Genomic DNA, 13,598 nt, shown 5'->3' with positions numbered 1-13,598 from the left:
TATCGTTGGTTCACTGGCAATAACCAATCAGCCACACAGATCACCGCCAGCAGTTCGGGAAACCATTTGACAGGCGATTGCATGTCGCCAAAGCTGCATGCAACCGTAAAACACGCACGCCAGCACAATGGATGTCTGCATGCAGAAGCGCCAAAAAAATAAAACCTCACGCCCCTCCACGGTCCCCATCCCGTCCTCTGGCTATGCCCACTTTCTCTGGCCGATACTTGCTGGTTTAGCGCTGCTCGCCACGCTGGCGATCTGGGTCCTTCTGCAGCGCAGTACACCGCAGCCCTCGGCACCTACCATCCCGAGCGTATCGGCACCCGCCAAGATCAAACCGGAGACACTTGCTCTGGTCGATGAAAGCCAATGCCAGGGCTGTCACGCCGAACCATTCAAACAATGGCAAGGCTCACATCACCAGCTTGCGATGCAGGAAGCCAACAGCACGACTGTGCTCGGCGACTTCAACGAGGTGAACTTCAAGAGCGACAAGGAAAGTACGCGCTTCTTCAGGCAAGGCGATGAATTCTGGGTCAATACGCCAGGCACCGATGGTCATCCCGCCGACTTCAGAGTGGCCTACGCCTTCGGCGTCGAACCGCTGCAGCAGTACCTGATCGAAACCGGCGGCGGTCACCTGCAAGCGCTCGGTGTCGCCTGGGACACCCAGAAGAACCAGTGGTTTCACCTCTATCCTGGTTTGGGTGTCGACTTCAAAGACCCGCTGCACTGGAGCAAGCCGCAGCAGAACGCCAACTTCATGTGCGTCGAATGCCACACCACCGGTTTCAAGCGTAACTTCGATGCTGCCAGCAATACTTATTCGAGCACCTGGCAGGCCTTGGGCGTTGGCTGCCAAAGCTGTCACGGCCCTGCCTCCGGTCACCTTAAATGGAACGAGCAGCCGGACAACCTGGCCAATGCCGGTTTCCTTATCTCCGCCAAAACCATGGATGCACGTACCGAGGTGGAAACCTGCGCCCGCTGTCATGCCCGCCGAGCGCCCCTGGGCGATGGATTCCGTGATCACATGCGATTAATGGACGATTACTTGCCCAGCACCTTGGCACCATTGCTCTACGAGATCGACGGCAAGATCAATGATGAAGTGTTCGAGTACGGCTCGCTCGTACAAAGCAAGATGTACGCAAAAGGCGTGACTTGCAGTGATTGCCACAACCCACACAGCACTGAGCTGCGCATCGAAGGCAATGGCACCTGCACTCAATGCCACAACCCGGCAGGCAAATCCGGCCGTCCAGGGATCGACGGCAAGGGCCTGCTGGCCAAAGACTATGAATCGCCCGAACATCACAAGCACCCCGCCGACAGCAGCGCTGCGCAATGCACCAGTTGCCATATGCCCGGCAAGCTATACATGGTCAACGATTACCGGCATGACCACAGCTTCAGCATTCCCAACCCGGCACGATCACTCAAGCTGGGGACGCCAGATGCCTGCCTTAGCTGTCACCGGGAAACTGCAAGCGAGAAAGTCGTTGCACAATTTCAGCAGTGGTACGGTAAACCTGCCGCCACACCGCCGCGCTATGACGAGAGTTTGTGGCTAATCCGTCATGGCAAGCCTGGCGCAGCCAAAGCGTTGTTCCAACAGCTGGAGAGTCGTGAGTTACCGGCCATCCGCCGCGCCTCCTTGCTCGCCGAACTGCCGAATTACCCCAGCCAAAAGGCCCTGCAGCTGGCGGTGAGAGACCTTAAACATATCGAGCCACAGGTACGAGAGTCGGCCATTGATGCCATTGCACAGTTGTTGCCACAGCCAATAGACCTGCTAGGTCCAATGCTCGCAGACCCGGTCCTGGCAGTGCGCATTGCCGCCGCCTATGCACTGCTCGGCCTGCCGGCTGATCAACTTGATCGCTACCAATCCAATTGGAGCAAGGCCATTGCCGAATACGAGCAGGTTCAACTGAGCCAGGCCGAGCGGGCTGAGGCCAACTTCAACCTGGCTATGCTCTATCAAGCCGACGGTCGTACGGCACTGGTCGAAACGTATCTACGTACGGCCCTGAAGCGCGATGCCGATTTTTTTCCGGCACTGGTGGCTCTCGCGCAGTGGTTGGAAGACAACTTTCAAAAAGATGAAGCTCGCCAACTCCTCCAGGACGCAGTTCGTGACCATCCGCACTCGGCTCTTCTGCAACATGCGCACGGCCTCGCGCTGGTCCGAGACGGTAACCGACAGCAGGCGTTGTTAGCTCTACGCGAAGCGACACGTCTTGAGCCTGAAAACGGTCAGTTCGGCTATGTGCTGGCAATCGCCCTATACGACAGTGACCAGGCCAAAACGGCGATACAGCAGCTTGAGGAAATATTGGAGCGCCAGCCAGGCAATCGAAATGTACGACTGGCGCTAGTCAACTATTTGCAGCAGGCAGGTCAAGCAGACAAAGCACAGAACCTCCTAGCAGAGTTAGCCGAGCTCAACCCAATGGATCCCTTACTTAAGCAGTGAAGCGCCCTGGCTTTAACAGACACTGATGAGCGCTTCTGGCCGGGAGTTGTCGGTTGCAACAGGCTGCGACCGGCCACTTGCAGTCACTGGCTCTAAGTAGAAGCCTTCAACCTCAAGGCCAAGAGTTTGCTGAGCTTCAGTCGGAAGCCTCAGCTAGGTACAGCAGTGTCAGCGATTACCGAGGTCATCTTGCGCTTCACTTTCAAACTGGCTTGCCCGCCAACAATACCGCATGCGCGCAAAATACTTGCACGAAGTGGTTCTCGGCCGCTGCCTAGTGGCCAGCGCACGCAGGCTAATGTTTTCTTTTAGGCTTGCTTTCAATGCGGGGGAAATCCGCTATGGTTTCTCGAATGGAAGCTGGAGATACACACGATCTACCAGTTTGGTGCGTTTTCTCTAAAAAACCGACACCTATGAATTGCGCATCATCAGTCTCGGAACAATACTCCAGAATGAGATGCATCGCCGCCAGGGGCTCGCGCGACGGCGGATAAAGGTACCAGCCAGGAACACAGTTGCTTTGGGTAAATTTCTTTTTGCACCGCCACAAGATAAGTGCGCGCAAGTAAGGTTTTGCCTGACCTGTTGACGGCCTGGGAAGACAGCGTTAGCCCACTTTCGAGGTGACCGCGCCTCACTGGACAGCAGGGTCATTTGGGCCACCGAAATAACGGAAATTTCAAGATATCCGGAAACGCCAGATAGAAATGACACGGAGAAAGAGGTCACACATGAAAGTACAAGCCGCCGCAACACTTGTAGCTCTCACGATAGCCTGCGTCCTGCCGGCATGGGCACAGGATGTATTGCCGTTTCCGCCAACGCCTTCAGCGAGTGAAGCCGGGCTTACCATGGAAACGTCAACTTATAAAAAGCGAGTTGACCCGCAAAGGCTTCCTGAAGATGCACCCAACATTCTCATTGTTCTTATTGACGACGCTGGGCCTGCCACACCTTCGACCTATGGTGGTGAAATAAGCACCCCAAACTTGAGCCGTATTGCTGAGATGGGGATTTCCTTTAATCGATTTCACTCAACGGCCATGTGTTCTCCAACGCGGGCTGCGCTACTTACCGGGAGAAATCACACCGTAGTTGGCAATGGACAAATTGCTGAAATAGCAAACGATTGGGATGGCTTTAGCGGAACGATTCCCAAGACTTCGGCAACCGTTGCCGAAGTGCTAAAAGCCTACGGATACAACACCAGTGCTTTTGGCAAATGGCATAACACGCCTGCTGAGCAAACCACATCCAAAGGTCCTTTTGATTACTGGCCTACCGGCTATGGTTTTGAATATTTTTATGGTTTTCTGGCTGGTGAAGCATCGCAATACGAACCACGCATGGTTAGAAACACGACCCTGGTAGAGCATCCCGAAACCACGCAAGGCAATGACTACTATCACCTCACGGAAGATATTACCGAAGATGCCATCAAATGGCTGCGGGAACAGGAAGCTTTTGCGCCTGACAAACCCTTCTTTATGTATTGGGCACCGGGTGCTGTGCATGGCCCACACCACGTAGCTAAAGAGTGGGCAGATAAATACAAAGGCAAATTCGACAGTGGCTGGGATGCCTATCGTGAGAGAGCCTTCAAAAGACAGAAAGAAATGGGCTGGGTTCCTCAGGATGCGCAGTTGACACAACGCGACAGCACTATGCCTGGGTGGGAATCCATTCCCGAATCTGAAAGAGCCTTCCAAAGCAGGTTAATGGAAGTGTATGCCGGCTTTACTGAACACACAGATCACAATGTAGGCTTACTGATTGATGAGATAGAACGTCAAGGCAAGCTGGACAACACCATCGTTTTCTATATCTGGGGTGACAATGGCTCATCTGCAGAAGGACAAAATGGAACCATAAGCGAACTGCTCGCACAAAACAGCATTCCAACTACCATCCAACAACATCTTGATGCGCTTGAAGATCTTGGCGGCCTGGACGCTTTAGGCTCGCCTAAAACTGACAACATGTACCATGCTGGTTGGGCATGGGCTGGCTCAACGCCTTATAGGTCAACCAAATTGGTTGCAGCGCATTTTGGCGGCACCCGTCAACCTATGGCCATATCCTGGCCTAAAAAAATCAAGAGCGATAAAACCCCAAGACCCCAGTTCCACCACGTCATAGATATCGTACCTACGATTTATGATGTCTTGGATATCTCCGCGCCTATGGAGGTTAATGGCTTTACGCAAGAGCCCATCAATGGCGTGAGCATGGATTACACATTCGCCGACGCTAAAGCGGAAGGCACTAGAAAGATTCAATTTTTTGACATCATGGGAAGCCGTGGTCTCTATTACGACGGTTGGTTTGCCTCTGCCTTCGGGCTGCGTAATCCATGGGTCCCTGGACTTCCGAAAGGTGCCGGCACCTGGAATCCTGAAGAGGATACTTGGGAACTTTATAATATTAATGAAGACTGGAGTCAGGCCAACGATTTGGCCAAAAAGATGCCTGAGAAACTGGCAGAAATGAAGAACATGTTCCTGGTGGAATCTGCCAAAAACAAAAACCTCCCTATTGGCGGAGGCTTGTGGTCAATTATCTATCATCCCGAAGATGCACCTTCAACCCCTTATACAGAATGGACGTTTACCGGCCGTATAGAGAGAATGCCGGAATTTACAGCACCTAAACTGGGCAAGTTCAACAATGACGTCAGCATGGAAGTCACGATTCCTGAAAACGCCAACGGTGTGCTTTATGCACTTGGCGGCTTTTCTGGTGGGCTGAGCACTTATGTAAAAGATGGCTATCTACACTACGAATACAATCTCTTTGAAATCGACAGAACACAAATCAAGTCAAAAACAAAACTCCCAACAGGTGACGTTAAAATTGACGTTGTGTCCCGATTAACGTCACCGAAACGCGGATCGCCACTTGATGTCACGCTTAAGGTAAACGGCGCGGTAGTGGCAAAAGGTCAGGTGCCAATAACAGCAGCGTTTGCATTTACAGCAAATGAAAGCCTTGATTTTGGTAGCGACTTGGGCTCACCGGTATCGACGGATTATTACGATTTAGCGCCCTTCGCGTTCAATGGCGAGATAGGGGTTACTAAAATCTGGTACCCCAAGGAATAGAGCGGGAAGTACTGCAAAGGCAGGCAGGTCCGCTTTGGTCGCTACGATCCGAGCGGACCCATAATCCTTTGGCCCACGGTTCGAGTCCGTGTGGGCCCACCATAAAGAACAAAGAGTTAGGCCAGTCTTCGGACTGGCCTTTTTCTTTTTCCGGTCAGAAAAGTTTTTTGGGGGACCGTTTCGCCTCCACTATCCATGGGTGACCTCACATCGCCCAGAATGAACGCGAACAGAGCCTGCCCGAACTTCGTCAACTGGCAGCCCACTGCCGAGGCAATCCGCTCTTGCCTCGCATTACTGGCGCAAGCAGCTACGCTCTGGGCCTGAATTTCCGCCTGCTGGCGATCGTCCGTGGCGGCGAACTGAGCGAGGAGGATGCCGCGTCCGACGAGGTGGTGCGGGCCGGCGACCTGCTGCTGGTGCAGGGCCGTGAGGAAGACTTGGACGTGCTGCAGATCGAGCATCTGGAGGACGAAACGCCCTACCTGAGTGTCTTCGACTAAGGCCGGCTGGCGAGGATCGGGGCCACGCTGCACCCGCACGCGCGCGTCGCGCCGACGCAGGGTGGCCGACCCCGAGCTGGGCGAGCATTATCATGTGGAGACACTGTGGCGCAGCGGCGTTGGCGCGCCGGTCTTGCAGCGAGGCGGCGCACGGCCCGCTCGCTCGGCGACACGGCCGATTATTCTTGTCGCAGGAGGGATGATGACGGGGAGCGAACCTTGGTCTCTCGGTTTGAGCATCGCCGCTTTCGTCGCGGCGGCGCTCATCATCGCCGTTGCCGGCGTGCTGCTCACCGCGCGTGCGGAGCGGCTCGCCGTCGTCACCGGCCTTGGCGAGCTTCTCACTGGCGCAGTCCTGATCGGCGCGGTGACCTCGCTCTCCGGGCTGGTCACCTCGATCACCGCGGCGCACGCCGGGTATGCCTCGCTCGCCGTCGCGAACTCGCTGGGCGGCATCGCTGCGCAGACCGCGTTCCTCGCCATCGCGGACATGGCCTATCGCCGCGCCAACCTGGAGCACGCCGCCGCTTCGGAGGCCAACCTGCAGCAGGCCGCAGTGCTGGTCGTGCTGCTTGCCCTGCCGATGGCGGCGATGGCGCGGCCGGAGCTCGCCCTGTTCGGCGTGCACCCGGTGTCGCTGCTGATCGTCGCCGGCTATCTCTTCGGGCTGCGGCTGATCGATGCCGCGCACGAGCGGCCGATGTGGCATCCGCGCATGACCAGCGAGACCGAGCGCGAGAAGAAGAGCAAGGGTGCCGCCCCGCGCGGCAGCACGACCGCGCTGTGGCTCAGTTTCGCCGTACTCGCCGTGCTGGTGGCCGGCGCAGGCTGGACGCTCGCCCGCGCCGCCATCTCGCTTTCGGCGCACGCCGGGATCAGCGAGACGCTGGCGGGCGGGGTCCTGACGGCGATCACCACCTCGCTGCCCGAGCTGGTGGTTGCCATCGCCGCGGTACGCCGCGGCGCACTCGCACTCGCGGTCGGCGACATCCTCGGCGGCAACGCTTTCGATGTGCTGTTCCTCGCCGCGGCGGATGTCGCCTATCGCGACGGCTCGATCTACGCTGCCGTCTCGACGACGGAAGTCTTCTGGGTCGCGCTCGCCATCCTGCTCGTCGGCGTGCTACTCGTTGGCCTGCTGCGGCGGGAAAAGCACGGCATCGCCAACATCGGCTTCGAAAGCGTGCTGGTGCTGGTGCTATACGTCCTCGGCGTCACGGCGCTCGTCACGGCCTGACACGCGGTATCCGGTCGGGAGGAAACTCAGGGCCCCTGCCGTGCGGGGAGGGCGTTTTATCGATGCATGGGAAAGACGGAGGGCAACAGGATGACAGCAACCAGTGACTCCAGAACGGCGACCCTTTACCGCATGGTCATGCCCGATCACCTTTGCCCTTACGGGCTGAAAGCCAAGGACCTGCTGGAACGCGAAGGTTACGAAGTCCGCGACGAGCCGCTCGAATCCCCTGAGGAAACCGAGGCCTTCAAGAAAAAGCACGGCGTCGAGAGCACACCGCAAGTTTTTATCAGCGGCCAGCGAATCGGCGGTTACGAGGCGCTGCGCAAGCACTTGGGGCATAAGCTGAAGGACGCGGACGAGACCAGCTATACCCCCGTCATCGCGCTGTTCTCGCTGGCATTGGCCATAAGCCTGGCGATCTGCTGGCTCGCCTTCGGCACCGTATTCACCCGCGAATTGCTGCCGAAGTTCGTCGCCGCCTCCATGTGCCTGCTGGCGCTGCAGAAACTGCAGGACGTCGAAACCTTTTCGACGATGTTTCTCAACTACGACCTGTTGGCCCGCAGATGGGTGCGCTACGGCTACCTCTATCCATTCGGCGAAGGCGTGGCGGGCGTGCTGATGCTGGCCGCCGTGCTGAACTGGATATCGGTACCCATCGCCCTGTTCATCGGGACAGTCGGGGCCGTGTCGGTGTTCAAGGCCGTCTATATCGACAAGCGCGAATTGAAATGCGCCTGCGTGGGCGGCCACAGCAAGGTGCCGTTGGGCTTAGTGTCGCTGACCGAGAACCTGATGATGATCGCCATGGGTTGCTGGATGATCCTCACCTGAGGCGCAAGGCCGCGCCCCGCTCGGCGCTGCGCCGGCCCTCTAGCACGAGGCCGCCTGGGACGCTTGTCTCGCGGGAATGGCTATGGCACAACGGCTCGGCCTCGACGACTGGAAGCGGTCGCCGCAGCTTCCAGGGCCCCCTTGACCGCGAGCCGGGTCAACCGCTCGGCAGGAGAGCGCGGCTGATCCAGCGCCAGACGCTGCAGACAGGCGCACCGCTGGGGGTCTGGCGTGCCGCTCAGAAGACCGCGCCAGAGCAGGCCGGCCATGGCCCACCGCGATCCAGATTTCGCTTTCAGGATGGCCAGGGCTCCCAACAGCCGTTGCTCGACCTCGGTGAAGTCGGTGCCGAACGGGAAGCGCGCCAAGGTCCCGTCCGCCATCGCGGGTGCCAGCCATGACTGCAGCGCCTGGGGCGTGTTCGATGCATGCGGCCTGGGCACCCGCGCATCCTTGGGCAGCTTGCCCGCCGCCTTCGCCCGCGCCAGCAGCTCGGGCTGGAAGCGGCTATCGGCGATCGAGAGCATGGCCATGATGCACTCGGCGTCCGAGCGGCCGCGCAGATCGGCGATGCCGTACTCGGTCACGATGATGTCGCGGTAATGCCGCGGGATGGTCTCGTGGGGATGATCCCAGACGATGTTCGACGCCACCCTGCCCCGGCTTTCGCGGGTCGCGTTCAAGGTGATGATGGCCCGCGCATCGCGCAGGGCGAACGCCTGGTCGACGAAGTTGAACTGCCCGCCCACGCCACTGACGATCTGGCCTTGCTTCGTCACGTCCGAGACCAGCCCGCCCAAGGCGGTGGCCTTCATCGCCGCGTTCACGAAGCGTGCGTTGCGGCGCGCCTCGCGCTTGCCGGGCTCGTCGCCGTAGAGCTGATTGGTAAAGGACACCGGCATCATCTGGATCAGCCCGCGCTCGCTTTCGGGCATCTCGCGCAGGCTGCGGTAGAAGTCGTGACAGTCGACGAAGAACCCCGCGTGAACCAATGCGCCGTCGACCTTGCGCCGAATCACACCGGCTTTGAGCAACGCCAGAAAGCCCTGCACCAGCATCTCGGTCACACCGTAGAGCCCGACCTCGAAGCGGCCGCCCTGCGCCGCGGCGTGGCCGGGAAAGGGTGCGGCCGCCATGATGGCGCGCAGGCTGTCCGGGTTTGTGTGGCGCAGGATCAGCGACGAGGCCACCGCATCGCCGATCGAGCCGATGCCGATCTGCAGCGTGCCGCCATCCGGCACCAGCCCGGCCACATGCAGGCCGATCGCGTGGTCGGCCGCCGCGAGCGGGCGCTTGGGTACCGAAAACAACTCGAACTGGGTGGCGGGATCGTCCAGCACGCAATCGAGTTCGTCGCGGCTCAATTCGCCGGCACCGGGCATGAAAGGCAGGTGCGGGTTGATCTCGCCGCCAAGAATGAACGCCTGCTCGCCCCGCGCCCGGGCACGCAGCAGATCGACCGTGATGTCGGTATTGCCGGACAGGCTGAACCGCTCGCCGTCGCGCGCCAGCAGCTGCAGGATGACATTGGGCCGCCGGGCCATCAGGACATCCAGCGCATGCGTATAGTTGGCCGGGATATAGCCTTGCTGGGCCGCAGAATTGCCCAGCCAGTTGCCTGCCTGGAAAAAGAATTCCTGCACCTGGATATTGTCGGGCAAGCTGCCGTCCGCCAGCCGCGTCGCGTAGTCCAGCGCTGTGTAGGTGCCGAACAGGCGGTCCAGGGCCGGGCCGAGAAAGCGCGCCTGGAGATCGCTTGTGGGGCGCGGACGTTGCAGCGTCAGCGCGGTGAAGATGTGCAGCCGGATCGAAGGGTCGGCGATGGCCAGGTCGGTCAATGCGTTGACCAGGGTATTGGCCTTGCCCAGCCCGAGCGGCAAGGCCAGCCGGATGTCTCCGCCGGTTTTCTCGACAATGCGCCGCGCGATGGCCTTCGGATCGGACAGCATCAGCAGGTCGCTCGGCATGTCACTCCATCTCCTGCCGCCCGGACCCGGGCGCAGCGTTCGCCATGGTGCCCGGCCGTTTCGTCCAGGCGCGTCACGACCTCAGCATAGCCGCACGCCGCAGTCTTGCACGCAATTGCGCGCAGCAGGAGCTGTCGCGCGACACCACGCCCAAGTGGTCGCACGCTGCGTCGATGCCATCAGGCTCGGCATGCCAGCGGCGTTGCTGGCGTTCGTGCGGCCGGTGCTGTGGCCGCTGTGATCGGTTGCCCTGAGGGCGTTGCACAGCATGCCCAGCGGTGGCGTGGCTGTAGTCCTGGGGAAATGAAATGTGAGAGCCTGATGCAGCTGAACAAGACGATCCGGTTACTCCCAGGGGGGCTATCGCAGGGCGCAGGGTTGCGCGCTGGCAATGCTCCACCCCCTTACTATTCACCACATCGACCGTGCAGGCGTACATGACCAACGATCAATGGGCCATTCTGGCGATACTCGCGGCCACGGTGGCCATGTTCTTATGGGGCCGCTGGCGTCACGACATGGTGGCAATCGGTGCGCTACTCGCCTGCGTCCTGGCGGGACTGATCGCGCCCGCCGAGGCGTTCTCGGGCTTCGGTCATCCGGCGGTGATCACGGTGGCCTGTGTGCTGGTGCTCAGTCACGGTTTGCAGAGTTCGGGGGCGGTCGATGCGCTGACGCGTGCCGTCTTGCCCGCCAACGCAGGGCGTCTGGTGACACTGGCCGCCTTGATGGGGCTGGGTGCCATTCTGTCCGGTTTCATGAACAACGTCGGTGCCATGGCCCTGCTGATGCCAGTGGCCATCCAGGTGGCGCAACGGCTCGATCTCACGCCCGGACAGGTGCTCATGCCGCTGGCCTTCGGCACCATTCTCGGTGGCATGACCACGCTGATCGGCACACCCCCCAACCTCATCGTGTCCGGCTTTCGCGCCGAAGCGGGCATGGGCGGCTTCGGCATGTTCGACTTCACGCCCATCGGTCTGGCCGTTGCAGTGGTCGGTGTGTTGTTCGTTGCACTGGTCGGCTGGCGTCTGGTTCCGGCGCGCAAACAAGCGGGTGTCGAGGGCTTCGAATCCGGTGCCTACATCACCGAGGTCAGGGTCAAGGAAGACAGTAAGGCCGAAGGCATGAGCTTGCGCGAAATAGAGGCCGCGCTGGCTGACATCGATGCGCAGATCATCGGTATCGTGCAGCACGAGGTCCGGCTTATCGCCGCCAATCCGGGGCGACGGGTGCACGCCGGTGACATTCTGATGATCGAGGCAGAGGCCGACTCATTAACCGATGTGCTGTCGACTCTGCAGCTCAAGCTCGAGGAGTCGATCAAACCGGAGGAAGCGGAGCCCCCCGAGGAGCCTGAACAAAACCAGGCCAGCAATGCCGCTGCAACGACAAAGGAGGACAGCAAGGAAAGCGGCAAGAAATCGGCCAAGGATCACGCAGAGCAAGCCGATAGCGAGGTCGATGCACCGGCGAAATCCGGCGATGTGCTGTTGATGGAGCTCGTCGTATTGCCCAGCTCGTCACTAGCCGGCCGCTCCGCCAGCGATATCCTGCTGAGGACGCGATACGGGGTCAATCTGCTGGCGCTATCGCGCGAGGGCCAGCGCTCGATGAAGCGCCTGCGCTCCATCGCCCTGCAGTCCGGCGATCTGCTGTTGATGCAGGGGCCGCCCGAGTCGATTGCCGAGTTCGCCGCAGACAATGGCTGCGTGCCGCTGGCCCAGCGCGAGTTGCGCATCCCCAACAAGCGCAAGCTCTGGCAATCCAGCCTGATCATGCTCCTTGCCATTGGTAGCGCCGCGGCCGGGCTGCTGCCGGCGGCCATCTCCTTTGCCATGGGCGTGCTCGCCTCGATGGCGCTGCGCACGGTCCCGCCGCGCAAGGTGTATGAAACCATCGACTGGCCGGTCATCGTCCTGCTGGCCGCGCTGATCCCGGTGGCCGGTGTCATGCAGACCACCGGCACGGCCGATATCATCGCCCGCTTCCTCATCGAGAACGTCGCCCAGGGCCACGCCATCGTCGGCCTGGTGTTGATCCTGGTGGTGACGATGTTCCTCTCGGACCTGATGAACAACGCCGCCACTGCCGCGGTGATGTGCCCGATTGCACTCGGCACGGCGGCCACGCTGGGGGTAAGCCCGGACTCCTTCCTGATGGCGGTGGCCATTGGTGCCTCATGCGCCTTCCTCACGCCGATCGGCCATCAGAACAACACCCTGATCCTCGGCCCGGGCGGCTTCCGCTTCGGCGACTACTGGAAGCTGGGGCTGCCGCTGGAAATCATCGTGATGGTGGTGGCGGTGCCGCTGCTGCTGATCGTGTGGCCGCTATAAGCAGGCACCCGGCCAGCTGAATGGGCCGGTGAGCCGAATAGACAGGCCAATCGGCTCACCGATCGGCAAGCCCCGCCCGGCATAAACCCTTCTGGCTCCGGCAGCCGCGCAAGCGGTCGCGGCTCAGGCCCCCTGGTCGAGTACGGCGTTATTCATATTTGCCGGGCGGCGGTGAGGCGTCCTTCCAGCCAGGGCACCAGCAGACCGACCTGCGCAGCAGTGCGGTACTGGGTACGCTGACGCTCGGAACGGGTATTGATCAACTGGCGTTCCGCCTCGAACAGTTCGGTTTCGATCGTCAACAGATCCGTGATGTCACGCATGCCGACGATGAACTGCGCCCTGTAGAGCGACTGCACCTCGCGGGCCTGGCTACGTTGGCTATCCAGGACCTTTTCACGCCAGTGCAGCGCTGCGGCGATGGGGCTTGCACCTTGGGGCTAGGGCGCGCCGGCTCAGCCGACGACTTCGCGTACTCAGAGGCGTGAACTACAGAGGGCGGCGGGACAACTGCCAACGCCGGCGTCATCTGCCTACGAGGGGGTAATGCACGCGCCGGTGCAACACCGGCCCGGGCAGTGGCAGGGCCTGACGGAGCTAGTTACGGAAGTGCGGCCCTGGCCCTTCATCGGCCAGGTCGTCCCCCGGGTTGCGTAGCGGACAGGCTTGGAGTGACAAGCAGCCGCAGCCTATGCAACCGTCGAGCTGATCGCGCAGCTGGGTCAGGGCATGAATACGTTCGTCGAGTGACTGCTTCCAGCTTCGTGAAAGGCGTCGCCAATCCCGCACCCCCGGCGTGCGCTCAGAAGGCAACGCCTGCAGCGCCTCGGCAATGTCGGCCAAGGGCACCCCAACCTTCTGTGCCACCTTGATTACCGCAAGCCGCCGCAGTATGGAGCGCGGATAACGGCGCTGATTGCCCGCACTGCGAAATGCCTTGATCAATCCCCTGGATTCGTAGAAATGCAAGGTGGACACCGTCAGACCACTGCGCAGCGCAACCTCGCCAACACCCAGGCTAGGGTCTTTGAGTGTGGCGGAATCCGGCCCCCTGACTCGCTGCATATCGACCTCCGAGAAAGCTCTTGACCTCAAGTTAAGTTGAGATATTAAAGTTCTCGCGGCTTTC

9 protein-coding genes and 1 tRNA gene are annotated in these 13,598 nt (G+C 60.2%); 7 read left to right on the top strand and 3 right to left on the bottom strand.

Annotated features, from left to right (window positions below):
- Positions 1-139 precede the first annotated feature (139 nt).
- The 6 genes from AACY13_RS16370 (at position 140) to AACY13_RS16345 (ending at position 8,163) form a co-directional block, all read left to right on the top strand.
- Complete coding sequence (locus AACY13_RS16370; protein ID WP_339462640.1) at positions 140-2,482, top strand: tetratricopeptide repeat protein; 2,343 nt, start codon at positions 140-142, stop codon at positions 2,480-2,482.
- 734 nt (positions 2,483-3,216) lie between these two features.
- Positions 3,217-5,586: an arylsulfatase gene (locus AACY13_RS16365; RefSeq protein WP_339462639.1), complete on the top strand. Its 2,370-nt coding sequence runs from the start codon at positions 3,217-3,219 to the stop codon at positions 5,584-5,586.
- Positions 5,587-5,589: 3 nt separating this feature from the next.
- Positions 5,590-5,688, top strand: a tRNA-OTHER gene (locus tag AACY13_RS16360).
- A 182-nt stretch (positions 5,689-5,870) separates the two neighbouring features.
- The gene (locus tag AACY13_RS16355; protein WP_339462638.1) at positions 5,871-6,089 is read left to right on the top strand and encodes a hypothetical protein; all 219 of its coding nucleotides are present in this window, start codon (positions 5,871-5,873) and stop codon (positions 6,087-6,089) included.
- A gap of 232 nt (positions 6,090-6,321) precedes the next feature.
- Positions 6,322-7,326: a sodium:calcium antiporter gene (locus AACY13_RS16350; protein WP_339462637.1), complete on the top strand. Its 1,005-nt coding sequence runs from the start codon at positions 6,322-6,324 to the stop codon at positions 7,324-7,326.
- 90 nt (positions 7,327-7,416) lie between these two features.
- Complete coding sequence (locus AACY13_RS16345) at positions 7,417-8,163, top strand: glutaredoxin family protein (RefSeq protein ID WP_339462636.1); 747 nt, start codon at positions 7,417-7,419, stop codon at positions 8,161-8,163.
- An 80-nt stretch (positions 8,164-8,243) separates the two neighbouring features.
- Here AACY13_RS16345 and AACY13_RS16340 read toward each other — a convergent pair whose 3' ends face one another.
- Entirely contained in the window at positions 8,244-10,130 is a 1,887-nt protein-coding gene (locus AACY13_RS16340; protein ID WP_339462635.1) for an acetyl-CoA hydrolase/transferase C-terminal domain-containing protein, read from the bottom strand.
- Positions 10,131-10,567: 437 nt separating this feature from the next.
- Between AACY13_RS16340 and AACY13_RS16335 the strand changes: the two genes are divergently transcribed.
- Positions 10,568-12,469: an SLC13 family permease gene (locus tag AACY13_RS16335; RefSeq protein ID WP_339462634.1), complete on the top strand. Its 1,902-nt coding sequence runs from the start codon at positions 10,568-10,570 to the stop codon at positions 12,467-12,469.
- Positions 12,470-12,621: 152 nt separating this feature from the next.
- On the opposite strand, the gene AACY13_RS16330 is transcribed toward AACY13_RS16335, so the two are convergent.
- Both AACY13_RS16330 and soxR read right to left on the bottom strand, forming a co-directional pair.
- Positions 12,622-12,858, bottom strand: coding sequence for a TolC family protein (locus AACY13_RS16330; RefSeq protein WP_339462693.1), 237 nt, complete (start codon positions 12,856-12,858; stop codon positions 12,622-12,624).
- Between the two features lie 208 nt (positions 12,859-13,066).
- Complete coding sequence (gene soxR / locus AACY13_RS16325) at positions 13,067-13,534, bottom strand: redox-sensitive transcriptional activator SoxR (RefSeq protein ID WP_339462633.1); 468 nt, start codon at positions 13,532-13,534, stop codon at positions 13,067-13,069.
- Positions 13,535-13,598 lie beyond the last annotated feature (64 nt).

Source organism: Pseudomonas sp. EA_105y_Pfl2_R69 (assembly GCF_963970915.1).
GTDB lineage: Bacteria > Pseudomonadota > Gammaproteobacteria > Pseudomonadales > Pseudomonadaceae > Aquipseudomonas.
Note: the sequence above shows the minus strand (reverse complement) of the source record. Positions and strands in the feature narration are given on the sequence as shown.

Excerpts from the sequence above, each read along its gene's own strand:
- AACY13_RS16370 (WP_339462640.1), top strand. The coding sequence starts at position 140 with ATGCAGAAGCGCCAAAAAAATAAAACCTCACGCCCCTCCACGGTCCCC.
- AACY13_RS16365 (WP_339462639.1), top strand. The coding sequence starts at position 3,217 with ATGAAAGTACAAGCCGCCGCAACACTTGTAGCTCTCACGATAGCCTGC.
- AACY13_RS16345 (WP_339462636.1), top strand. The coding sequence starts at position 7,417 with ATGACAGCAACCAGTGACTCCAGAACGGCGACCCTTTACCGCATGGTC.
- AACY13_RS16340 (WP_339462635.1), bottom strand. The coding sequence starts at position 10,130 with ATGCCGAGCGACCTGCTGATGCTGTCCGATCCGAAGGCCATCGCGCGG.
- AACY13_RS16335 (WP_339462634.1), top strand. The coding sequence starts at position 10,568 with ATGACCAACGATCAATGGGCCATTCTGGCGATACTCGCGGCCACGGTG.
- soxR (WP_339462633.1), bottom strand. The coding sequence starts at position 13,534 with ATGCAGCGAGTCAGGGGGCCGGATTCCGCCACACTCAAAGACCCTAGC.